This is a genomic window from Labrenzia sp. ATLA3, assembly GCF_057180185.1.
This window is the reverse complement of sequence record NZ_JBXUKV010000013.1, coordinates 48934-70611: the sequence shown is the minus strand read 5'-3', so window position 1 is coordinate 70611 and position 21678 is coordinate 48934. Positions and strand designations below refer to the sequence as shown.

The following is a 21678-nucleotide window of genomic DNA, read 5'->3' as shown; positions in this document are numbered from 1 at the left end:
GTTGCCGGCGGTCCCGGATGGGAGGTCGGCCTGTCTAATAAACTCCGACAAAGACCTTGAAGCCCGCCATCGGGCCGGCCCCTGCCTTGGCTTCCGCAGTCAGGCCATAGACGCCGTCGATCTTGCCGAGCTGCGCGCTGGCCCCGGCTGCGGCCCCTACGCCGGCTTCGCCCCTGCCTCCGATCCGTAAGCCGTGGTCATAGGCACTGTCGAGTGTTCGTTTTGCCGGATCTCCACTCGCCCAGCTCAGGAACGGGCCAAGGGTGTTGTCGTACAGGGTTTTGGGGCTGATGTTAATGGCGCCTTCGGCACTGCCTTGCACCAGAACGAGTTCACCACCGATTTTGCCTTCCACTCCTGTAAAATCATCGGATTTTCTGAAACCGGCACCGCCTTCGGCTGACGCGGACAAGGCTTCGCCTTCCACCTTGCCCTCGGCCAGCCCGTTGAGCGTCTTGCCTTCTGCCTTCCCGGTGATGACGGCAACTTTCGCAGTTGCATAAGCTCCAGCGGCAAAGTCTCCGTTGATGTCGCCGGAGATGCCGAGTTTCGCCTCCGCGCTCGCCTCGGACTTGAAATGACCGCCTTCCGATTCCCAGAAGACCTTTTCCTTGTTGAACAGCTCATCTTCGTAACCGGCGCTGACTTCGGCGTTCTCTTTCAACTGGTCCTTCAGGGAAAGCTTCTCGGTGTCTGGCTGCTGAACCTGAATGCCTTTCGAGTTGTATCTTTCCTTGTAGGGTTTCTCGCGACCTGTTTCCGCTCCCGCGGAGAACTTGTGCGGACTTTTCGCCGGTGGGGCAGCGCTGCCTGCGCCTCCACCTCCGCCAGCGCCACCACCTTGCGTTCCGATCAGAACCGTCGGCAGGCCTGTCATGATTGTGCCGGCCTTTGCGGTCAGGTCGGTCATCCGCGCTGCCGGGCTGCCTTCGACCAGAACGTTCCAGGCGCCCGTGATGATAGGATCGCCGCCGACAGGTGGCGGCGGACCGACGCACACGCACATGTCGCCAACTCGTGCCTGCGGCAGCATGCCGGTGAGCACGGTATAGGCACCCTTCCAGACGATTGGTGCGGGAACCCCCATACACATGGGACAGGTATGCAGGTCGGTGAGACGAGCGGCAGGAAAACGCATAAATAAACCGGTCTAAATACAACTTCTAGATCATCCAGAAGTTGTTTAACCCTGTCAATACTGCGTATAGGCATTGGGCAGACCAAATCGAAATGGTTCTGCGTTCTTGCAAGGCTCAGCCGAAGTGAGGCAATCGTTTTCCGTCAGGAAGGTGCGCAGCGATGCTCGCCGGAAGTTCATGCCCCAGGGTTTGGCCTCATACATGAAGATGGCTCCATCGCGTGTCGTCAGCTTGCTTTATCGGGCATAAAGCCCGCTCAGCGCACGCTTCCTGATGCGGTTTCGCAATGTCTCACGCCATCCCGTCTTCATGTATGGGGCCGCACCCTGCAGGCTATTCTTCCGAGGCGACGCTTTCCCGAGCGATCAGACGCTGGCGCAGAACCAGCATGGCCAGGGCTGGAATCAGTGTCAGACAGGCATTGATGTAGAAGATCGAGGCACCTGACCGGGCAACGGCTTCCCGGGTCAACAGCTCCTCCGACCCGGGCGCCACGAGGCCGGTGACGATGGCGATCAAGCCGGTGAGGCCTCCGCCGATGGCAATGCCGGCGGAGGAGATCGTCGGCAGGATGCTGGAGACGAGGTTATGGTCTTCGTCTTCCGCCGTATACATCAGCGAGCGCATCAGGATCTGGTTGCACAGCCCATGCCCCGCACCGGCCACCACCGCGGCGAGTGCAAACAAAGGCAGGGAAGCGGTCGTTATGGCAACTGCGGTCAGGGTCAAACCGCCGGCGATCAGAAAGGGCCCCATCGTCAGATAGGTCAGCTCGCGCTGGCGCGAGGGCGCGCGAGAGGAGATGAAGGCGAAAGTCGACCAGGAGAAGGCGAGACCGGCGGCAACATAGCTTGCCTGCGTTACGCTGAGCCCCCAGTAGACCTGGCCCACCGTTGTCACGAAGACTGCGCGCACGGCAGCGGCTGCGGAGATCAGGAACACGATCCAGGTGCCGAGGCCGATGAGGGTGTGTGCCCGGAAAGCATCACGCGGGAAGAGACGCTGCGGGCTGGCAGCATCGTAGGTCAGAAGAAGTGCGGCGGTTGCGAGGCCGGCCATGATCGTCAGGGCAAGCGGCAGAGCCGTATGCAGTTCGCCGATAACGGTCAGGAGAAAGATGCTGGCAGCGAGCAGGCCAAGGCGGACCAGCAGACGGACGGGGGACTTTCTGACCTTGGAAACGCTTGACGGGGCTGGACGGACCGCACTTGCGGGCAGGGCACTGTTCATCAGCACGAACAGCAGCAGCACCAGCGGTATGTTGATCAGGAAGGCGGCACGCCACGACCAGAGTTCGGACAGGATGCCGGCTGAAACCGGCCCTATGCCTGCTGCGACAGCCCACACGGCCGCCAGCATGGCAAAGACACGCGGGGCAATGTTGCTGGGAAAGAGATCAGGGATCAGCGAGTAGCACAGCGCGATGATCATGCCTTCGCCGAACCCTTGAAGGGCGCGCCCGGCAATCAGCCCTTCCAGGGAAACCGACAGCCCGGCCAGAACCGAGCCGCTGGCCAGCAGAAAGGACGCCAACAGGAAAGGATGTCTGGCACCAAAACGGACCTTAGCCGCACCTGTGAGGCAACCTGCCAGGATCGCCATCATCTCGAATGAGGAAAACACCCAGAACGCCCGATCCTGGCCGCCGAGATCCCGGATGATATCCGGCAGGACCGCGGTTGTGACAAAGCCGTTGATGGCGTGAGACCCGACCCCCAGCATAAGCGCAAGAGTGCCGGTGAGACGTTCCGGCGCGAAGAGTGAATTGTTGGCAGGCACATGCGCTGGCGAAGAGACGGACATGGGAACCTCAATAAAGAAAGGATTCTCTTTTTATATTTGAGGTGAAGGAATAAAGAAAGTTTTTTATTTTTTTATTATACCGCCGGTATTGAGTGATGACGAAGCCGTGGAGGCCCCGGGGTTCATGTCGAGCGAACCGGTGTGCCCCGGAGCTCCGCCCTCGAGCAGAAGACCTTCATGAGGAGCCTTCGGACATCGTCAGGAAGGTGGTGGGAACTGCATCCGTCAGCCAGACGCCGTTGTCTGTCCGGTAAAACCGGTGCCCGTCCGCCTGCATGGCCCCCGCCGCGACCTGAAGGATGGCAGGTTTGCCGTGACGGCTGCCGACCTTGTGCGCGGTGTCGCGATCCGGTGACAGATGCACATGGTGCCGGGCCATCGGCTTCAGGCCTTCGGCCAGAATGAGCGGCAGAAAGCGGGTCGCTGTTCCGTGGAACAGGATTTCCGGAGGCGCCAGGGCCGTCAGGCCGAGGTCAATGTCCACCGAATGGCCCTGGCGCGCTCGGATGCGTTTGCCGTCGTTGGAAAACTCGAAGCGTTTCTTGTCGTTGGTCGCGACCACTCTTTCAAGCTGGTCCCTGTTGCACTCAAGGCCAAGCGTGCTGAAGGCGTTCAGGACAGCGGCAACGTCGGTCCAGCCGTCGTCTGATAGCTCCAAACCGGCGTCTTCCGGTTTGTGCCTAAGCCAGAAAGACAGGCGTTTTGAGATCTTTGCGTCTGTTTTCATTGTCTTTTTTCTTTAAATGGATGGTGTTTTTCAAAATCTGCGGTCCCGGTGAAAGCAGGAACGCAACATCAATTGTGATTGCCGGTGACGAGGTTTGACAGGCATTCAGCAAATGGGGGCAGCGTGACCGGTTAAGGCTTGCAGAGCTGCGCAGAAACAGAAACGGCGCAGGGTGCCCCGCGCCGTTCCGTTTTATGCCGCGTTTTCGTCGCGAAGCCGGACGATGTCGTTCATCAGGCCCACGGTTCCGTTGTGGATCGTGAGCCGGTCGACCTTGCCGGCAATCGCTTCGAGCGCTTCGAGCTCCTTGAGCCGAAGCATGACCGGGTTTTCGGCCATGACCTTTGCCGTGTTGAGAAGCGAACGGGTTGCGTTCGTTTCTTCCCGGCGCCGGATCACGTTGGCTTCGGCTTCCTTTTCAGCCGTCACCACCTTGTTGAGGATCTCGCGCATTTCGCCCGGAAGGATCACATCCTTGAGGACGATGTCGGAGACCTCGACACCAATCTCGGCCATGTCGGCCTTGATCTTCTCGGCAGCTTCAGCGTTGACCTCACCCTTCTTTTCAAGGATCTGGTCAAGCTTGAGCGCACCGAGCTGCTTGCGGAACACAAGCTGCAAGGCCCGGTAAAGCGTGTCGGTGAAGTCCTTCACCTCGGTTGCGGCCTTCACCGGATCGACCACGCGGTAGTCCGCGGAGAGGTTGATCCGGATGGTGACGCGGTCGAGGGTCAGGACTTCCTGACCGGTGACGTCAAGGGCCTGACGCTTGAGGTCTATGACCTTCTGCGTCACGGTCCGGCCTGCCTTCCAGAAGGCATGCACGCCGGCTTCAAGCACCTTGGTGAGCACCCCATCCATGAAGAGCAGGGCAACGCTACCGTCGCTCACCGGCACGATCACGAACTGCTGCGTCTGCCGGGCATCCCCGAGCCGGCGCATGAGCTTCGGCGTGAGGGCCGGGTCGGCAGCCGTGTCGATGACCTCGAAGGTCCACGGGCCGGCATCCGTCCACAGGACAAGCCGCTCGTCCGGGCCAAGCACGGTGTGGATGCGGTTGTCGCGTTCCACAACGGCCACTTCCCCCGGTCCGGTCCGGATAACGGTCAGGTGCTCTTCGGCAACTTGCGGAAGCTTATCGAAGAGCGCCTTCTCGTAGGTCGACCGGAACTGAGGCATCGCCGTTATGGACTGGCGCTCGACCACCAGTGTGCCACCGCCATTCTTGAGGCTGTGTTCTCCCGGTCCGAGAATACCCTGAAGCTCTCCCTTGCAGATGTGGAGAGCCCGTTCCGTTTCAGAAATCACTACGCGGGTTCGCCCGCGGATCTTGTCGAGAAAAGTCGTCATTTCGATAATCCTTCCATAGCGCTAAGGCACTTGGTTGTCCTTTCCGGTGTTGAAGATGGTTGGAGGTTGAGAAAACCGGCCGCTCGTCATGAGGCAACCGGGGCGAAATCATGAGACCTGAAGAGAGCACGAGGTCTCCCCACGGGCCCTTGGCCAGAGGGCGGCGCGGCGGCAACGCGGGTTCCACCCGTTCGAGAACAGGCGGTTCCGGCAAAGCCGCGGCGGAGCCTTTGCCAAAGGCCGGGCGAAGCGACCTGGCGTCGGCGGTTAGGCACTTTCGCCCGAAGGCAAAAGACGCTCGGTCCGCGTTCGCAAGACCTCTTCAGGCCCCTTATGGAACAGCTTGCAGAGCTGCTGGCGTGGAAGGCCAGTTCGGCGTTTGAGGCCGTGGCTTTTGGAGAGGGATTCGAACCCCCGTCTAGCGGAAACTAAATCCGGTGCCTTTACCAGTTGGCTATCCAAAATTCACAAGACAGGAGTCGAACCTGTGACTTCCAGGCAACTTGCCTGACGCTCTAACCGCTGAGCTACATGTGATGGTGCCTGGTCCACCAGAACAGCATCCGTACATGAGTGGGCAGGGCCTGATCATGCGGGTGGCGAAAATGGCCTAACCGTTGATGTCTGTGTCGGGTCAGTGACCGGCGAGGAGTTGATACTGCGAGATCAGGGCTCGATGCAACAGTCAATTTTACGCTTGGAGATAAGTGTTGCTATTGAGGTGCAGTATGTTGCATTTAGGCAACTTTCCCTTTGGAGGCAAAGCGGGCTCGGGAAAAGGACTTTGTTTGGTTTCAAGTGGTTTCGGTGAAGAACCGTAAACCGCAATTCTGTCTGCCTCTTGCGCCGGTCAGGCGGCGGAGGCACACTCCCGGCCAGATTGAGTTTCCGCCCTTGCGAGGACCTATGCCCAACAAACAGTCCCGGTTTCTGATCGACACCTATTTCGCCGCTTTCAATGCCGGCGATACCAAGAAAATGGAGAGCCTTGTAACTGACGATCTGATTCATGACGTCAACCAGGGCGAGCGCCGTGTCGGTAAGGACAAATTCTGGTCCTTCAACGTTCACATGACACGCTGCTACAAGGAGCGTCTCAGCGATATCGAGCTGTTCGTCAACGAGGACGGCACACGGGCCGCCGCCGAGTTCATCGTTCATGGCAGCTATATCGGCAGCGACAACGACCTGCCGCCCGCGAACGGTCAGACCTACAAGCTGCCGGCGGGGAGCTTCTTCGAGATCCGTGACGGCCAGATTGCCCGCATCACCACCTATTACAACCTGCAAGACTGGATCGACCAGGTTTCGGATGGGGTGGAGAACGGCGAAGAAACGGTGTCAGAAGAGGTCTGAGCCGTAGCCTTGGTGCCACTTCAACGGCGCCGGACAGGCCAAAATAACAGGTGAACAGTCAGCTCTCCGGGGGCGTTCGCGGAGAGCTTTTTTGTGCCTGAACGGACGATCGCTGGTGATTGCGACGCACAGGATCTGTTCGACGCCAATGTCTATGGCGTGATGCATCTGACACGCGCGGTGCTGCCGCCGGCATCAAGGGCTTCCCGAAATTGGCCCCCTTCGCCATGGGCAAATTCGCCCTGCGCGGCTTGTGCCAGTCCCTGGCCCGGGAACTGTCGCCGCAGAACATCCACGTGGTTCATTTCGTTATCGACGGAGGGATCTACAATCCGGATCGCGGTGCGCCCTATAACGACCCGGACAAGACCCTCCATCCGGATGCGATCGCGCGGACGTACCTGGAGATCTCGCGTCAGGACAAAAGCGCGTGGACATCCGAGCTTGAGTTGCGACCGAGCGTGGAAAGGTTCTGAGGCCAGGCGTCACACAAAACCGGACGAATACCCGGCGCGGCGATTGCCGCGCCGGTATTGCTTTGGTCGTTTATTCAGCCGCATCCGCACGGGCACCGAAGTGCCGGGCGAGTTCGTCGGCAAGATCGGTTCTCTCCCAGCCGAAACCGCCGTCTTCTTCCGGTGCGCGGCCGAAGTGGCCGTAAGCAGCGGTGCGGGCGTAGATCGGCTTCGACAGGCCAAGCCGCTCGCGAATGCCGCGCGGCGTCAGGCGCACCATCTCGCGCAAGGTCTTGCCGAGCGCGACTTCATCCACCTTGCCGGTGCCCTGCGTGTCGACATAGACGGCGACCGGCTCCGGCATGCCGATGGCATAGGCGAGCTGGATCAGGCATTTGTCGGCAAGGCCGGCAGCGACCACGTTCTTGGCAAGGTACCGCGAGGCATAGGCAGCCGACCGATCAACCTTGGTCGGATCCTTGCCGGAAAAGGCACCACCGCCATGCGGAGCTGCGCCGCCATAAGTGTCGACGATGATCTTGCGGCCGGTGAGGCCGGCATCACCATCCGGTCCACCGATCACGAAACGGCCTGTCGGGTTGATGAAGATCCGGTTGTCGGGAACGGACCAGCCGACGGGCAGGGCGTGCAGGATGAAGGGCAGGACCGCTTCGCGCACGTCTTCCTGGCTGACGTTTTCGCCGTGCTGGGTGGAAACGACGACGGCATCGATGCCGGTCGGACGGCCGTTTTCATAGCGAAGCGTCACCTGGCTCTTGGAATCCGGACCAAGGCGCGGCTCGCGGCCGGACTTCCGGGCTTCGGCCATGGTGCGCAGGATCTTGTGCGACAGCAGGATCGGCGCCGGCATCAGCTCTTCGGTCTCGTTGCAGGCGTAACCGAACATGATGCCCTGGTCGCCGGCACCTTCCTCGCCCTTGTCGCCTTCATCGACACCCATGGCGATGTCCGCCGACTGGCGATGCAGGCGGTTGATCACTTCCAGCGTTTCCCAGTGGAAGCCTTCCTGTTCATAGCCAATATCGCGCACGGCTTCACGCACCAGATTCTCCACGTTGTCCATGACCTGATCGGGCCCGCGAACTTCGCCCGCGATGGTGACGTGATTGGTGGTGGTCAGCGTTTCGCAGGCAACGCGTGCGTCAGGGTCCTGTTCCAGGAAAGCGTCCAGAATGGTGTCGGAAATCCGGTCACAGACCTTGTCCGGGTGTCCCTCGGAGACGGATTCGCTGGTGAATAGCCAGGATCTTTGCGTCATTGTGCGCTCCTCGTCGTTTTTTTTGAAAGGGAAGTGCTGCCCGGTGCAGCCTTGACGCGCCGGGCAGGGAAGGAAGGAAGGGGATCAGGCAGGCTTGCGGAAAAGCTGGATGCCCCAGGCGAGTTGCCCGTCGTCCGCAGCGTTGACCCAGTTCATGAGACCGAGCGCCATCTTGTCGAGATAGTCTGCCGATGCGCCTTCGTTGCGCAGCTTGTCGTAGTTGGAGAGCAGCTCCTCACGTACCCGGAAATAGTGATTGCGCAGCTGCTGCGTCATGTCCCGTTGTTCGACGGTCTCAAAGCCGAGGGTTTCGGCCGTCTCACGGTAGAAGCGCATCGACCCCAGGCTGTTGAGCTGCAGGCGGTCATAAACCGGCTGAAGCGCATTCGGATCGGCATCGTCTGCCTGCATCGGGTCGGTGAAGATGAAGTAGCCGCCCGGCTTGAGAACCCGGTAGACTTCCTGAAGCACCTTGTGGCGCTGGTCGGAGTGCAGGATCGCATCCTGGCTCCAGACGATTTCGAAGCTTTCCGGCTCTTCCGGGATATCCTCGAAAACGCCGTGCTCGACCCGGATCCTGTCCTTGAAGCCTTGCTGAATATTGCGGTGCCGGTTGGTGTCGTTCTGGACATCGGAGATGTTCAGGCAAACAGCGCTGCAACCACTGGCCTTGACCAGCTTGCGCATGGCGCCGCCATAGCCGGAGCCAATGTCGAGAACCTTGGCGTCCTTGCCGAGGTTCGGCAGCATGCCGGCCATCTCGTCGATGGTCAGATCCGAGGCTTCGCGGATGTTGCTGGTGGTGTCATAAAGGCCGATGTGCAGGTCCTGACCGCCCCAGACAAGGCTGTAGAAGGTGTCGGCGTCGTCACTGTCATAGTAGCTTTCTGCGACCTCGCGGATGTCCCTGGAGCCGTCTTCAGGCCGCGCACCACCCCAGCGCACCAGTTGCAGGCTGGATTTTTCGGCAATGTGGATGAAGAAGTCCGGATCGTCTTCGGCAAAGGTTTCCTGGAAGTCCCCATAGGTGCGGACCCGTTCGAAGCCTGCTTCCGACAGGAGGCGGCGCATGTAGTTCTTGCGGATGGGGCACATGTTGAGCGTGTACTCGGCGCCATCGGGAAAGCTGTATTTGAACCGGGCGAGGCCGTCGTCCATGTGGATCGGTTCGGCCTTCACCTTCTCGCCGGCGTAGTAGTATTTGTGCTTGTTCGAAAAGCCATGGTCGAGCATCGCATCGTAGTTGCGCTGATCGATGATCAGGATCCCGTCATGTTTGAGTGCGGCATAGAACTCGGCAAGCGCGCGGCGGCGATCCAGTTCGTCGTGAAGGTGGGTGAAGGAATTGCCAAGACAGATGATGGCGTCGTATTTGCCCTGAATGTCCCGGTTGAGCCAACGCCAGTCGGCCTGAACGGTTTTCAGGATCATGCCGCGTTTCTGGCCGTTCTGGAAGGCCTTCGCCAGCATGGCGGCGGAGCCGTCTGCCGATGTGACGTTGAAACCGGCACGGGTCAGGCGCACCGAATGAAAGCCCGTCCCGGTGGCGACATCGAGAACGGTTTCCTTGCCGCGTGCACGCAGCACGTCCATGAAGAACTGTCCCTCGCTGTCTGCCCGGGCGTCCCAGTCGATCAACTCGTCCCACTTTTCCACGAACGACATGATGTATTCGCCGCGATAGAGATCGGTCTCCCGGTTTGCAATCGGATCCTGGCCATAAGCCTGCTCGTCCAGTTGCAATTCGGCATTGAGGGCCAGCTGTTCAGCCTTCATGGATATCGTCTCCTTTTTGAGGTCGAGCGATGCCGCACGGAACAGGCCGCAACGTGCACGCGCTCAGGCGCCGCCCGGGAGTCGGGCAGCGAGCGTCGGAAATGTTCTGCTTCAAGCCCGGCAGGTGGTGCGAGGTGCACTGGACGGAATTTTGCCGACCCGTTGCGCAAAAGGTCGGATGCCGGACTTTTCTGGAAGGCGCACAAGGCAGCTAAGGAGTGCTGCAGATGCGGACGGCGAGCTGTCTGGTGCCCGGTCCATCCGCTGTGGAAGCGGCGCGCGCCTTTCAGTCATTGGATGGCGGAACATTAACAAACAACGGGTTCATTACAACAGCCGGTGCCGGAATAATGGGGATTAGACCAAAGGCTGCCCGCTAAACTTTTGTAATCAGTCAGATATTTTTTTAGTAAAACTTTTTTGACATGAATTCGGGCGGCGCCCGTCATGCGTGCATATCGGTTTTACTGCTTGGCCTCAGCACCTTGATAGTCCGGCATGCGCCGCTCGATCCAGGCTGTGAGACCCTCGTGAACGTCCCGCGTGGCTGCCATGCGGGCAAACTGTTCCTGTTCGATCCGCAGGCCTTCTGTGATGGTCGTATTCAGGCCGCGTGTGACAGCGGTCAGGATCCTGGAAGCGGCGAGGGGAGAGTGTCGCAGGATGCGCTTTGCCAGGGCGAAGGCTGCGTCCAGTTCCCTGCCGTCGGCGACAACCTGATTGACCAGACCAATATCAAGCGCTCTTGCTGCGGAGAAACTGTCGCCGGTCAGAAGCAACTCCAGGGCCCGCTTGCGGCCTGCCAGGCGTGGCAGGCGCTGGGTGCCGCCGAAGGTTGGCGGGATGCCAATATTGATTTCCGGTTTGGCAAACAGCGCGCTTTCGCAGGCAACGGCAAGATGGACCGCTTCGGTAATCTCGCAGCCGCCGCCGTAAGCCAGACCGTTGACCGCGGCAATGACCGGTTTGGGATAATCTTCCAAACGGGCGGTCATGCGCTGCCCCCGCTGGCAGAAGTCACGTACCGCGGCCTCTATGCCGTCTGCAATGCTGCGCGAGAATTCGTGAATGTCTCCGCCGGCCGAAAAGGCGCGCCTGCCTGCGCCGGTGATGACGACAGCACCAACGCCGTCGTCCGGTTCCAGCTCGTTCAGATGAGCCAGAAGGAGGTCGTTCGTTGCGTAATCGAGTGCATTCAGTTTTTCCGGCCGGTTGATCGTCAGAAGTGCGATCGGGCCATGGCGGTCCAGAAGAACGGGAGTGGTCATGGGCTGTGTCCTTGGTTTGATGTCGATAGGAGGACGCTAGCGGTGAGGAGCATTGAAGTATATTCACTGGAGAGTATACTTGGTGGATGAACAAGCCTGCCGAGACAGCCAGAGAGCGGATCCTGACCGCTGCCAACAAGCTCTTCTACGCAGAGGGGATTCGTGCCGTCAGTCTCGATACGATCGCGGAAAAGGCGGGCATCACCAAAAAGACGGTCTACTATCATTTCAAGAGCAAGGACGACCTGATTGAAGCCTATCTGGCGTCGCGCGATCAGCCGAACCTCAAACAGTTCCGCAAATGGTTCGGTGAGGCCGAAGGTGAGCTTCCGGATAAGGTTCAGGCGATCTTCCGGCAGATAGCGGTCTCTGCAAGGCATCCGAAGTGGAAGGGGTGCGGTTTTCTTCGCACGGCGGCGGAACTTGCCAATATGCCCGGGCACCCGGCGATGAAGGTCGGAGCCGGGCACAAGAAGAAATTCGAGACCTGGATGAGGGAAGAATTCGAGGCCGCGGGTATTGGTAGCGCGCCGGACCTTGCCAGGCATATCGTTTTGCTGATGGATGGCGCGTTTTCAACGATTCTGGTTCACCGCGATCCGGCATATGCGGAAGCTGCGGGAGAGGCAGCGCGGGCCCTGGTGGCGTCGGCAAGGGCCAGTCAGGCCACCTGAAGGTCGGCGCCGTTTCATCTTCATTTATGAGGTAACACCTCAGAAGAATTTCGGGTTTCTGGCGACGATCTGGTCGACCTGCTTCAGGGTACCCGACAGATGTTCGCGCACTGCGGCTTCCGTTGCCGGTTCGTCGCTTGTTTCCATGCCTTCGAGAATCAACGCGTGGTACCGCAGGATGCTGGCCGGTTTGCCGGGATCCGGCAGGTTGAGGTTGCGCAAGCGGTCGATGTGGCCCGAGCGCGACGCAACGAGCTGAGACAGGCTGGAAAGCCCGACGGCCTTGAACAGGGACAGGTGAAACTGTTTGTCGAAAGTGGCAAAGAGGCTGAGATCGCCTTCGGCAAGGGCTGTTTCCTGAAGCCGGAGGAGTTGTCGCGCCGGTGCGATGGACGATTTGTCTTCCTGTTTTGCCAGGGTTCGGGTCACTTCCAGCTCCAGCGACAGGCGCAGGAACTGGGTTTCGCGGGCGTGGTCGACATCGATCTTCGACACTTCGGTCTTGGATTGCGGATAGATGGTCAGCAATCCCTCTTCTTCAAGCTTCATCATGGCGTCGCGCACGGGTGTCTGGCTGACGCCATAGTGCGAGGCGAGGTCCGTCCGCGACAGGCTGAGGCCGGGCTTGAGCTCCAGCGAGATGATCCGGGCGCGCAGCGATTCCTGGATTTGCTGACTGACGGAGATGCGGCGAATTCGTTCTCCGCCACCGGTGTCTGACACCTTGCCCGGGTCATTTAGCATCTGATCCAGTTCCGCCTTCATCGCTGATCCTCTTGTTCGAACGCACGATTCCTCTCGGCAGAAGATAGAACACACTTGCAAGAAATGCACTAATATATTAATGCATCAGATAGCGGGAGGAGGAGTTCCCCGCGCAATCGAGTGGAGGACACCATGAAATTCACCGCCGCTGCCCTGGCAGCTTCGGTCTCCGTCATCGCAACAATCGCGCAGGCAGAGACCTTCAGCATTCAGACCTCATTCAATGCAGGGGACTTTTCCACCCAGTATCTGACGGAAAACTGGCTGCCGAAGATCAAGGAAATGACCGACGGCCGTGTCGAAATCCAGTTGACGCCGAACGGGTCCGTGGTTCCGGCAAGGGAAACACCCGATGCGGTTGCCGCTGGCGTTCTGGACGGCGACTTTACGTCCGTAAACTACTTCGCGGGCCGTGAGCCGGCGTATGCCATCATGGGCGATCTCATTTCCGGCTATGACACGCCGCAGCAGATGCTTGGCTTCTGCAAGGATGGCGGCGGCGAAGCCGTGATGCAGAAGGCCGCCGATGCCGTCACCGGTGGTGAAGTGCAGGTTGTGGCTTGCGGCCCTTATTCCCGTGAGGCGCTGCCGGCCCGTGTGCCGATCCGCACATTCGAAGATCTGGCCGGCAAGAAGATCCGCTCGCCGGAAGGGCTGGCTGCGGCAGTCTTTCAGGCTGCTGGTGCATCGCCGGTTTCCATTCCCTTCTCCGAGGTCTATGGCGCGCTGGAAAAAGGCATTGTCGATGCCGCCGATGCCTCGGCTTATGTCAACAATGACGCAACCGGTCTCCATGACGTAGCGCCATACCCGCTTTATCCGGGCATCCATTCCATGCCGTCGATGCAGTTCACCATCAACAAGGCAAAGTGGGATGCGCTGAGTGCGGAAGACCAGAAAGCTCTGCGCGACTGGTGGTATGACGCCATGTTCGCAATGGCGGCGGAAGTCGACAAGAAGGACAAGGAACTCGCCGCCAGAGACAGTGAGGGCGAGAAGATCGAAGTGATCAACTGGGCCCAGGAAGATCGCGACCAACTGCGTGAGATCGCCCGCAAGGAGTGGGAGGCCTACGCTCAGAAGTCCGACCTTGCCAAGGAAGCTCTGGACGCGAACATCTCCTACATGACCGGGATCGGTCTCTTCAAAAACTGAGGCGTGTCGCAGAACCGCGTGCCCCTGCCTTGCTTCCGGTGAGGTGAGGGCGCCGGGGTTCGCTGCCAGGGTGTTGGGCTGGACACAGCTGTGAAGCCCAGCGCCGGGGCCGCCGTTCAAGGTTTGCCCACAAGATCTACCTGCATTCCGGGAGGGATGATGAAACGCCTATTCGCGCGCTATGCCGAAATCATGGACCATGTCAGCGTGTTCATCGGCCATGGCTGCTCCGTGCTGTTTTTTGCGTGTATCGCAGTCTCGGCCCTCGAGGTGGTGATGCGGTACGGCTTTGACAGGCCGACGGTCTGGTCGACGGAACTTGCCATGACGCTCTGTGCCTCGGCCTGGGTTCTGGCTGTTGGATATGTCACCCAGCGGCAGCGGCATATTTCCATCACCATGATCGAAACGCTGGTCAGCCCCCGCGTCTGGCACGTCATGCGGCTGTTGCAGATGCTGATCGCGGCAGGGGCCGTGGGCGTTCTGACGCTGGCCCTGTGGGACCCGATGCTGAAGGTGCTGAAGCGCACCGAACATTCCGGCACCGCACTCAATTCGATCCAGCCGACCTATCTCAAGACCCTGCTTGTCGTGGGTTGCGTTCTCTACATCCTCCAGCTTGTCGCAAACATCATTCGCTGGTTCCAGCGCACCGAAGGGGAGATCGCCGGTGGGCATTGAAATCATCACCCTTCTGATCGTCGTTGCGCTGCTGGCGCTGATGGCGCTGGGCGTGCCGCTTGGCATAACCACGCTGACGGTGTCGCTGGCGACCGCGATCCTTTATTTCGGCGAACGTGCCGGCTTCTTCATCGTTGCCGCCAATGTCGGCGAGGTTCTTCACAAGTACGAGCTGATAGCCATTCCCTTCTTCGTCTTCATGGCCAATGTTCTGGAACGATCGGGCATCGCGCAGTCGCTGTTCGACAGTATGGCGATCCTGGGCGGGCGCTTCCGCGGTTCGGTGGCGGTGCAGACATGTGTCGTCGCGGTGGTGCTGGCGGCAATGTCCGGCATCATGGGCGGCGAGATCGTCATGCTGGGTCTGATCGCTCTGCCGCAGATGTTGCGCCTGGGCTATGACCGCAAGCTTTCCATCGGCATCATCTGCGCAGCCGGTGCCCTGGCAACGCTGATCCCGCCCTCGGTGGTCCTGATCGTGTACGGCCTTGCCGCCCAGGTGTCGATCACCAAGCTCTTCGCCGCCTCCGCGGTGCCGGGGCTGATCCTCGCAAGCCTGTTCATCACCTACATACTGGTTCGGGTCCGGCTGAATCCGGCGTTGGCGCCAATCTACGATATTCCCGAAACCGGGTTGCCGCTGTTCCAGCGCGTCAAGTTTCTGAAGGGCGTCGTCCTGCCTGGGCTTCTGATCGGCGCCGTACTCGGGGTGATCTATTCCGGTGTTGCCACCGTCACGGAGGCGGCTGCGGTTGGCGCTGTCGGTGCGCTTGTGGTTGCCGCCATCCGGAACGAGCTGACCTGGAAGATGGCACGCGATGCCATGCGTCAGACGGTGTTGACGGTCGGCTCCATCATCTGGCTGGTGCTGGGGGCTGTCTCGCTGATCGGCATCTACAACCGGATCGGTGGCGGCGAATTCCTGCGCGGCCTGCTGACCTCCCTCGATATCGCACCCATCCTGGTGATCGCCGTCATGATGCTGATCGTGATGCTGCTCGGAACCTTCCTGGAATGGATTGCAATCATCTTCATCACGGTGCCGATCTTCGCGCCGGTGGTGGTGGATCTCGGGTTCGATCCGGTCTGGTTCGGGGTGCTCTTCGCCATGAACATCCAGATCTACTACCTGTCGCCCCCCTTTGGCCCTGCCTGCTTCTTCCTGAAGTCCGTGGCGCCAAAGGACATCCAGCTTCAGGAAATCTTCGCTGCCGTGCTGCCGTTCATCGCGTTGCAGGCTGTCGGCCTGTTCCTGGTGCTGTTTTTCCCAGATCTGGCGCTTTGGCTGCCGAACCTGCTGGATTGAGGAGGCTTAGATGAAAATCACAGACAAGGATCTTACCCGCCAGGATGAGGACATCACACCTGGAGATTTCGCGGACGAAGAACGCCGCGACGACCGCTTCGGCAATTGGCCGGAAGTTGCCGGTCTCGTCTTCACCCTCATCGTCATCTGGCTGACCTTTGCCTTCACCGGATAAAATCATGACGCACAAAGCCCCAAAAGACTTACGTTCCGCGCGCTGGTTCGCTCCAGACGATCTACGCAGCTTCGGTCATCGCTCGCGGTTGATGCAACTCGGCTATTCGGAAGACGACTTCCGGAACAAACCGATGATCGGTGTACTCAACACCTGGTCGGAGCTGAACACCTGCCATGCCCACTTCAAGGAACGGGTGCAGGATGTGAAGCGCGGCGTGTTCCAGGCGGGAGGTTTTCCCGTCGAGATGCCGTCGCTCTCGGTTGACGAAAGCTTCACCAAGCCGACCTCGATGCTCTATCGCAACATGCTGGCCATGGAGACGGAAGAGATGATCCGCTCGCACCCGCTGGACGGCGTGGTGCTGATGGGAGGCTGCGACAAGACAACGCCGGGTCTTGTCATGGGGGCGATTTCGGCTGGCGTTCCGATGATCTATCTGCCGGCGGGCCCGATGCTGCGCGGCAATTACGCCGGCAAGATCCTGGGCTCTGGTTCCGATGCCTGGAAATACTGGGACGAACGCCGGGCAGGCAATATTTCCGACGAGGAATGGCTGGGCATCCAGGGCGGCATCGCCCGCTCGGCCGGTACCTGCATGACCATGGGCACGGCCTCGACGATGACGGCCATTGCCGATGCGATGGGCCTGACCCTTCCGGGGGCGTCTTCCATTCCGGCTGTCGACAGTGGTCACCAGCGCATGGGGGCCGATTGCGGCAGGCGGATTGTCGAGATGGTCTGGGAAGACCTGACGCCGGACCGTATCGTCACGGAGGCCGCCTGCCGGAACGCTGCTGTCGTTGCCATGGCCACCGGGTGTTCCACCAATGCGGTCGTGCACCTTATCGCCATGGCGCGCCGGGCGGGTGTCGATCTGTCCCTCGACGATCTGGATGCCCTTGGCCGGGTGACGCCGTTGATCGCGAATGTGCGTCCCTCCGGCAAGGACTACCTGATGGAGGATTTCTTCTATGCGGGCGGTCTGCGCGCGCTGATGAAACAGATCGAGGATCGGCTGGATCTTTCCGTCTTGACCATCACAGGCAAGACACTGGGTGAGAACCTGGAAGGCGCGGTGGTCTATAACGACGACGTCATTCGTCCGCTGTCCAATCCGGTCTACCGGGAAGGATCGCTCGCCGTTCTGCGCGGCAATCTGTGCCCGGACGGTGCTGTGATCAAACCGGCGGCCTGCGACCCGAAGTTCCATTATCACGAAGGACCGGCGCTGGTGTTCGACAGCTATCCGGACATGAAGGCGGCCATAGACGATGAGGCCCTTGAGGTCACGCCCGATCATGTCCTGGTGCTGCGCAATGCAGGGCCTCAAGGCGGGCCGGGGTTTCCCGAATGGGGCATGCTGCCGATCCCCAAAGCGCTGATCAAGCAGGGCCATCGCGACATGTTGCGGATCTCCGATGCGCGCATGTCCGGTACGTCCTATGGCGCCTGCGTGCTTCATGTGGCACCGGAAAGCTATGTCGGCGGGCCTCTGGCGTTGTTGAAGACGGGCGACATCGTCCGGCTCGATCTTGCGAACCGCCGGCTCGACATGGTGGTGGACGAGGCGGAACTGGAGGCCCGCAAGGCTGCCTGGCAAGCGCCGGTCCCCCGGTACGAGCGCGGGTTCGGCTATCTCTACCAGCGGCATGTCACCCAGGCTGACAAGGGCTGCGACTTCGACTTTCTGCAATCCGACTTCGGCCGTACCGCCGGCGAACCCGACATCTTCTGAGGACATCATGAGCGACTACACCCTTTCCGACGACACCCGCGCGAAGCTGAAAAAGGTTTCGACCGCTTCCATTGCGACGGCGCTCTACAAGCGCGGCCTACGCAACCAGTTCATCCAGGGCGTTGTGCCTGTCGCCCCGAAAGACGAAAACATGGTCGGTCAGGCCTTCACGCTGCGCTATATCCCGGCGCGGGAAGACCGAAATCCGATCACGGTTTTCCGCAATCCGGACCACCCGCAGCGAGTTGCCGTGGAAACCTGTCCGCCGGGCCACGTGCTGGTGATGGATGCCCGCAAGGACGCCCGCGCGGCAACGGCAGGCTCCATCCTGATCACGCGACTGGCGCTGCGCGGTGCCGCAGGCGTTGTCTCCGACGGCGGCTTCCGGGATGCGGAAGGCATCGGCGCACTGGACATGCCCGCCTATTACGCCAAGCCCTCGGCGCCAACCAACCTGACCCTTCACGAGGCGCTCGACATCAACGTGCCGATCTCCTGTGGCGACGCTCCGGTGTTCCCGGGTGACGTTCTGGTCGGCGACAAGGACGGCGTCATGGTGATCCCGGCACATCTGGCCGATGAACTGGCGGACGAATGCACGGGCATGGAGAGCTTCGAGGATTTCGTGCTGGAGGAGGTTCAGGCCGGAACCCCGATTATCGGTCTCTATCCGCCGACGAAGGAAGAGAACGTTCAGAAATATGAAGCCTGGCGGCAGAAGACCGGCCGGTAGGGGGGGCGAGCCGCGGTGAAGCAGTCGCTGCTCGAATGGGCTGACGTGGTCGACTGGCACTTTCGTCACCCACACCCACGCTACACTCACAACTTCATCCTGAGGAAGTGCGTAGCGCTGTCTCGAAGGATGAGGGCGTAGTGTAGGACAGGTCTTGACTGACGTTCCCGCCTCGCAAAGCCTTTCTGCCACCACTGAAGTTGAATGCGCCGATCCGACGGCTTGTCGGCCTGCGGAGGCAGTTGACAGCGCCAAAGAAACTATATAACTAGAAATATAGTTATATTGAGTGAGGCGCAAATGGATCTGGAAATTGCAGCGCAAGGGTTTGCCGCGCTGGGCTCGGAGGCCCGGTTGCAGGTGGTGTTGACCCTGGTGAAGGCCGGTCAGGGCGGTCTGACGGTGGGGGATATCCAGTCCCGCACCGGCATGGCTGCTTCGACGCTGGCACATCACCTGAAATTTCTCGCCTCAGCTGGTCTGGTGTCTCAGGAAAAGGACGGACGTTCGGTTATCAACCGGGCCGCCTACGGCCATCTGGAGAACCTCGCCGGTTACATCCTGAAAGAGTGCTGTGTGGACGAAAAGGGCTGCGATTGCCCAACCGCAGAAAGGGAGCCTGCCGATGTCTGATGCCCTGAACGACCTTCAGCCCAGCGGCAGCGGTGCAAGCTGTTGCGCGCCCAAGACCGCCTGCTGCAGCACGCCGGTTTCAAAATGGTCCTTCAAGTCGCTGGCCACTTCGAAATACCTCCTGTCGACATGGACCGTCGTCATCGGCGGTCCCTTGATGGTGCTTTTGCTGGACCAGCCACACTTCGTCGCCTTCGTGACCTTCGCGCTCTCCGCCTTTGCCGGGACGTTGCCGTATATTGCGTTTGCCGTGGTCCTGATTGCCTTTCTGAAGGCCGCCGGGGCAGAGGCGTTCGTCGGTCGGGCGTTTGAAGGGCGCGAGACACAGGCAATCGTGCTTGCGGCCCTCTTCGGCGGGCTAGCCCCTTTCTGTTCGTGCGAGGTGATCCCGTTTATTGCCGGTCTTCTGGCGGTCGGCGCGCCGCTGTCGGCCATCATGGCCTTCTGGCTGTCGTCTCCATTGATCGACCCGCCCACACTGCTGATCACTGCAGGAGCATTGGGTTGGCCCTTTGCAATCGGCAAGGCGGTCTTTGCTGTCGCCTTGGGTCTTTTCGGCGGATTTTTTGTAGCCTTGGCCCTTCGCAGCGGCTTTCTGGCCAATCCGGTGAAGGTTGGGGCGGCGACCGGTGGCTGCGGCTGTGGGGCGTCGCCCAAGACAGGACGGCCCGTCTGGCGGATCTGGCAGGAGCGCGAGCGTACCGACAAGTTCAGGAGCGAACTGAAAGCCAATGCGCTGTTCCTGATCAAGTGGCTGGCATTGGCCTATGTGCTGGAAGCGGCGCTCGTCACCTATGTACCGGCGGATCTGATTGGGCGGGCTGTCGGCGGTGACGGGCTGGGCGCAATCCTTCTGTCGGCGCTGATCGGGATGCCGGCCTATCTCAACAGTTATGTGGCACCGCCGCTTCTTTCCGGGCTGATGGAGCAGGGCATGAGCTCCGGGGCGGCCATGGCGTTCATGATCGCAGGCGCGGTCAGTTCGATCCCGGCAATGGCGGCCGTCTGGTCGCTGGTTCGCCCGCAGGTCTTTGCCGCTTATATCGGTCTCGGTTTCGCTGGGGCAGTGCTGTCCGGCTTGATCTTCCAGCTTCTTGTCTGAAGGAACGAAGATGCACACCAACGTTACAGTCACTGTCAGGCCGAAAGAGACGGGCTGCAAGCTGCTGGTGCCCGTCGGCCTGCCGACGCCGCATCAAACGCCGGTCCACTTCGAGGTTGACGGCGGCACGGTTGCCCTGGCCGGTGAAATCACCACGGGGCAGATGGTGGCCGTGGTGTCTGTTGATCCTGGCTCGGATGTTTTCGTCAAATACGCGTTCCGGGACGAAGGCCCGGGGTATCCGGAGGCGGTGTTCGCACCGCTGCGAAATCGTTTCACCCGAGCTGCTCAGGATCTCGTCTTTGATGCGATCAACATTGCCGACAGCCAGCCGGACGGGCACGCGGCTATTCAGGCGCTCGTCAACGCGACGGCGGAAAAGTTTCGATATGCCCACCCGCAGGTGCGGTTCAATGAGGGGTGCGATGAGGTGCCTTATTTATCCTGCGGGCTGACGGAAGGCTCCTGCATCGACATCAACACCTACCTGATCGCCAGCCTGCGCGCGGCCGGCTTCGAGGCCGGTTACGTAACCGGCTATTTCTTCCCGCAAGAAAAGGCCGGTCGCTGCGACGACAGGCACTGCTGGGTGGTGACCCGGCATGAGGGCGTGGTGCTGGAATGGGATATCGCCCATCACCTGAAGATGGGAACGCGGGACATTCGCAGCGGTCTCAACCCCAAGCCGGGAGATCGGGTCGCGCTGGCCCATTCCATGGGGCTCACCTTTCCCGAACTCGGTGTCTTCTGCGAAAAACTGATAGCAGAACCTGTCTGGCTTTCGCCGGACGGGCTGGAAAAGGCAGACATCACGATCCGGCGGGATATCGTCTGACATAGCCAGAGACGATGTCCCGCCTGTGATCACCCCTTTTTGCGGCTGAACACCATCTTCTGATTGGCAAGGCGCTCTGGCGTGCCGATCCAGGCCCAGGCCAGCAACGCCGGTTCCAGCTTGGAAACGGTGATCCGGTGCATGTGTTCCGGCGGATTGAAGATCATGGAACCCGGCGAATAAACGCCCTGGTGATTTTCCGAAACTGCTCCTGAAACGCAGATGTAACTTTCCGATATGCCGCTGTGCGCATGGGCCGGATAGGTGCAGCCCGGTGCAAACAGAACAAGACCCAGAATGACCTCCGTCGTCAGGACCGGGCCGTTCGGTCCGCAGATTTCCGCATAGGCATAGGTCTTGTCGAGACCGCGCGGTACCTTTTCGTAGCCATACTGCCAGATCAGATGATCCCTGATGCTGTCGATGGCGCGCACGAGCGGGGCTGTTCGCTCCTGTTTGCCCTCGTCCAGCGCACGCCTCAAATGGGCCGTCACCGGTTTGTGGGCAGGGGCATCGAACCGCATTTCCGGATCGGCTTTCAACACCCGGCTGATCGCCTCGCGCACGGCGCGCTGGTGTGCCCGGATCCTGTCGCTGCCACCGGACGAGAGGAACCGGTACGCCTCGTAGAATTCCCGCAGTAGATAGCCCCAGTCAGGGAAATCGGCCAGACGGCGGCTTGCCAGAGGTTGTTCTTCCGAAATGTCTTTTTCCAGCACTGCTTGTCC

General features: G+C 60.4%; 21 protein-coding genes, 2 tRNA genes and 1 pseudogene. 12 read left to right on the top strand and 12 right to left on the bottom strand.

What is annotated here, in order from left to right; translation table 11 throughout:
* Positions 1–34: 34 nt before the first annotated feature.
* The 7 genes from AC2A6O_RS27875 to AC2A6O_RS27845 all read right to left on the bottom strand — a co-directional run bounded on the left by AC2A6O_RS27875 (position 35) and on the right by AC2A6O_RS27845 (position 5556).
* On the bottom strand, positions 35–1093 hold the full coding sequence (locus tag AC2A6O_RS27875; protein ID WP_498932008.1) for a PAAR domain-containing protein: 1059 nt from the start codon (positions 1091–1093) through the stop codon (positions 35–37).
* A gap of 99 nt (positions 1094–1192) precedes the next feature.
* Complete coding sequence (locus tag AC2A6O_RS27870) at positions 1193–1342, bottom strand: hypothetical protein (protein WP_498932007.1); 150 nt, start codon at positions 1340–1342, stop codon at positions 1193–1195.
* Positions 1343–1472: 130 nt separating this feature from the next.
* Positions 1473–2942, bottom strand: coding sequence for an MFS transporter (locus tag AC2A6O_RS27865; protein ID WP_498932006.1), 1470 nt, complete (start codon positions 2940–2942; stop codon positions 1473–1475).
* A 175-nt stretch (positions 2943–3117) separates the two neighbouring features.
* Positions 3118–3669 (bottom strand): RNA 2'-phosphotransferase, encoded by a 552-nt coding sequence (locus AC2A6O_RS27860; protein WP_498932005.1) that lies wholly within the window; start codon positions 3667–3669, stop codon positions 3118–3120.
* A gap of 192 nt (positions 3670–3861) precedes the next feature.
* On the bottom strand, positions 3862–5019 hold the full coding sequence (locus tag AC2A6O_RS27855) for a slipin family protein (RefSeq protein WP_498932004.1): 1158 nt from the start codon (positions 5017–5019) through the stop codon (positions 3862–3864).
* A 388-nt stretch (positions 5020–5407) separates the two neighbouring features.
* Positions 5408–5483, bottom strand: a tRNA-Leu gene (locus AC2A6O_RS27850).
* Positions 5484–5556 (bottom strand) — tRNA-Thr (locus tag AC2A6O_RS27845).
* Positions 5557–5925: 369 nt separating this feature from the next.
* Here AC2A6O_RS27845 and AC2A6O_RS27840 point away from each other — a divergent pair.
* Together AC2A6O_RS27840 and AC2A6O_RS27835 are read left to right on the top strand one after the other, a co-directional pair.
* The gene (locus AC2A6O_RS27840) at positions 5926–6375 is read left to right on the top strand and encodes a ketosteroid isomerase-related protein (protein WP_498932003.1); all 450 of its coding nucleotides are present in this window, start codon (positions 5926–5928) and stop codon (positions 6373–6375) included.
* A gap of 179 nt (positions 6376–6554) precedes the next feature.
* Positions 6555–6851 (top strand): annotated as a pseudogene (locus tag AC2A6O_RS27835) (Rossmann-fold NAD(P)-binding domain-containing protein); the annotation flags it as partial.
* Positions 6852–6921: 70 nt separating this feature from the next.
* Here the strand turns inward: AC2A6O_RS27835 and metK are convergent.
* From metK to AC2A6O_RS27820, 3 genes are all read right to left on the bottom strand, one after another.
* Entirely contained in the window at positions 6922–8109 is a 1188-nt protein-coding gene (metK, locus tag AC2A6O_RS27830; RefSeq protein ID WP_498932002.1) for a methionine adenosyltransferase, read from the bottom strand.
* A gap of 84 nt (positions 8110–8193) precedes the next feature.
* Positions 8194–9885 (bottom strand): glycine/sarcosine N-methyltransferase, encoded by a 1692-nt coding sequence (locus AC2A6O_RS27825; protein WP_498932001.1) that lies wholly within the window; start codon positions 9883–9885, stop codon positions 8194–8196.
* 464 nt (positions 9886–10349) lie between these two features.
* The gene (locus AC2A6O_RS27820) at positions 10350–11153 is read right to left on the bottom strand and encodes a crotonase/enoyl-CoA hydratase family protein (protein WP_498932000.1); all 804 of its coding nucleotides are present in this window, start codon (positions 11151–11153) and stop codon (positions 10350–10352) included.
* An 86-nt stretch (positions 11154–11239) separates the two neighbouring features.
* Between AC2A6O_RS27820 and AC2A6O_RS27815 the strand changes: the two genes are divergently transcribed.
* Complete coding sequence (locus AC2A6O_RS27815; RefSeq protein WP_498931999.1) at positions 11240–11827, top strand: TetR/AcrR family transcriptional regulator; 588 nt, start codon at positions 11240–11242, stop codon at positions 11825–11827.
* 39 nt (positions 11828–11866) lie between these two features.
* Here AC2A6O_RS27815 and AC2A6O_RS27810 read toward each other — a convergent pair whose 3' ends face one another.
* On the bottom strand, positions 11867–12592 hold the full coding sequence (locus AC2A6O_RS27810; protein WP_498931998.1) for a GntR family transcriptional regulator: 726 nt from the start codon (positions 12590–12592) through the stop codon (positions 11867–11869).
* 132 nt (positions 12593–12724) lie between these two features.
* Here AC2A6O_RS27810 and dctP point away from each other — a divergent pair, with 132 nt between their 5' ends.
* From dctP to AC2A6O_RS27765, 9 genes are all read left to right on the top strand, one after another.
* On the top strand, positions 12725–13747 hold the full coding sequence (gene dctP / locus AC2A6O_RS27805) for a TRAP transporter substrate-binding protein DctP (RefSeq protein ID WP_148585911.1): 1023 nt from the start codon (positions 12725–12727) through the stop codon (positions 13745–13747).
* A 159-nt stretch (positions 13748–13906) separates the two neighbouring features.
* Positions 13907–14428: a TRAP transporter small permease subunit gene (locus tag AC2A6O_RS27800; protein WP_162855071.1), complete on the top strand. Its 522-nt coding sequence runs from the start codon at positions 13907–13909 to the stop codon at positions 14426–14428.
* Positions 14418–15734 (top strand): TRAP transporter large permease, encoded by a 1317-nt coding sequence (locus tag AC2A6O_RS27795; protein WP_498931997.1) that lies wholly within the window; start codon positions 14418–14420, stop codon positions 15732–15734. Before AC2A6O_RS27800 ends, AC2A6O_RS27795 begins: the two co-directional genes overlap by 11 nt.
* A 10-nt stretch (positions 15735–15744) precedes the next feature.
* The gene (locus AC2A6O_RS27790) at positions 15745–15909 is read left to right on the top strand and encodes a hypothetical protein (protein ID WP_162855072.1); all 165 of its coding nucleotides are present in this window, start codon (positions 15745–15747) and stop codon (positions 15907–15909) included.
* A gap of 4 nt (positions 15910–15913) precedes the next feature.
* Positions 15914–17647 (top strand): L-arabinonate dehydratase, encoded by a 1734-nt coding sequence (gene araD, locus AC2A6O_RS27785; protein WP_498931996.1) that lies wholly within the window; start codon positions 15914–15916, stop codon positions 17645–17647.
* 7 nt (positions 17648–17654) lie between these two features.
* A complete protein-coding gene (locus AC2A6O_RS27780) occupies positions 17655–18380 on the top strand; it encodes a ribonuclease activity regulator RraA (RefSeq protein ID WP_148585915.1) in 726 nt (241 codons plus the stop codon).
* A gap of 300 nt (positions 18381–18680) precedes the next feature.
* Positions 18681–19013, top strand: coding sequence for an ArsR/SmtB family transcription factor (locus AC2A6O_RS27775; RefSeq protein WP_498931995.1), 333 nt, complete (start codon positions 18681–18683; stop codon positions 19011–19013).
* Positions 19006–20115: a permease gene (locus AC2A6O_RS27770; protein WP_498931994.1), complete on the top strand. Its 1110-nt coding sequence runs from the start codon at positions 19006–19008 to the stop codon at positions 20113–20115. Before AC2A6O_RS27775 ends, AC2A6O_RS27770 begins: the two co-directional genes overlap by 8 nt.
* Positions 20116–20125: 10 nt before the next feature.
* Positions 20126–20950 (top strand): transglutaminase-like domain-containing protein, encoded by an 825-nt coding sequence (locus AC2A6O_RS27765; protein ID WP_498931993.1) that lies wholly within the window; start codon positions 20126–20128, stop codon positions 20948–20950.
* Positions 20951–20979: 29 nt separating this feature from the next.
* Here the strand turns inward: AC2A6O_RS27765 and AC2A6O_RS27760 are convergent, their stop codons facing one another.
* Positions 20980–21669, bottom strand: coding sequence for a dimethylsulfonioproprionate lyase family protein (locus AC2A6O_RS27760; protein WP_148585918.1), 690 nt, complete (start codon positions 21667–21669; stop codon positions 20980–20982).
* Positions 21670–21678: the final 9 nt, after the last annotated feature.

Bases quoted from the DNA above. Each gene is read 5' to 3' on its own strand.
- AC2A6O_RS27800 (WP_162855071.1), top strand. From the start codon at position 13,907: ATGAAACGCCTATTCGCGCGCTATGCCGAAATCATGGACCATGTCAGC.
- AC2A6O_RS27875 (WP_498932008.1), bottom strand. From the start codon at position 1,093: ATGTGTATGGGGGTTCCCGCACCAATCGTCTGGAAGGGTGCCTATACC.
- metK (WP_498932002.1), bottom strand. From the start codon at position 8,109: ATGACGCAAAGATCCTGGCTATTCACCAGCGAATCCGTCTCCGAGGGA.
- AC2A6O_RS27775 (WP_498931995.1), top strand. From the start codon at position 18,681: ATGGATCTGGAAATTGCAGCGCAAGGGTTTGCCGCGCTGGGCTCGGAG.
- AC2A6O_RS27770 (WP_498931994.1), top strand. From the start codon at position 19,006: ATGTCTGATGCCCTGAACGACCTTCAGCCCAGCGGCAGCGGTGCAAGC.
- AC2A6O_RS27765 (WP_498931993.1), top strand. From the start codon at position 20,126: ATGCACACCAACGTTACAGTCACTGTCAGGCCGAAAGAGACGGGCTGC.
- AC2A6O_RS27840 (WP_498932003.1), top strand. From the start codon at position 5,926: ATGCCCAACAAACAGTCCCGGTTTCTGATCGACACCTATTTCGCCGCT.
- AC2A6O_RS27810 (WP_498931998.1), bottom strand. From the start codon at position 12,592: ATGAAGGCGGAACTGGATCAGATGCTAAATGACCCGGGCAAGGTGTCA.
- AC2A6O_RS27855 (WP_498932004.1), bottom strand. From the start codon at position 5,019: ATGACGACTTTTCTCGACAAGATCCGCGGGCGAACCCGCGTAGTGATT.
- AC2A6O_RS27860 (WP_498932005.1), bottom strand. From the start codon at position 3,669: ATGAAAACAGACGCAAAGATCTCAAAACGCCTGTCTTTCTGGCTTAGG.
- AC2A6O_RS27825 (WP_498932001.1), bottom strand. From the start codon at position 9,885: ATGAAGGCTGAACAGCTGGCCCTCAATGCCGAATTGCAACTGGACGAG.
- AC2A6O_RS27820 (WP_498932000.1), bottom strand. From the start codon at position 11,153: ATGACCACTCCCGTTCTTCTGGACCGCCATGGCCCGATCGCACTTCTG.
- AC2A6O_RS27780 (WP_148585915.1), top strand. From the start codon at position 17,655: ATGAGCGACTACACCCTTTCCGACGACACCCGCGCGAAGCTGAAAAAG.
- AC2A6O_RS27790 (WP_162855072.1), top strand. From the start codon at position 15,745: ATGAAAATCACAGACAAGGATCTTACCCGCCAGGATGAGGACATCACA.
- AC2A6O_RS27865 (WP_498932006.1), bottom strand. From the start codon at position 2,942: ATGTCCGTCTCTTCGCCAGCGCATGTGCCTGCCAACAATTCACTCTTC.
- AC2A6O_RS27815 (WP_498931999.1), top strand. From the start codon at position 11,240: ATGAACAAGCCTGCCGAGACAGCCAGAGAGCGGATCCTGACCGCTGCC.
- dctP (WP_148585911.1), top strand. From the start codon at position 12,725: ATGAAATTCACCGCCGCTGCCCTGGCAGCTTCGGTCTCCGTCATCGCA.
- araD (WP_498931996.1), top strand. From the start codon at position 15,914: ATGACGCACAAAGCCCCAAAAGACTTACGTTCCGCGCGCTGGTTCGCT.
- AC2A6O_RS27870 (WP_498932007.1), bottom strand. From the start codon at position 1,342: ATGTATGAGGCCAAACCCTGGGGCATGAACTTCCGGCGAGCATCGCTG.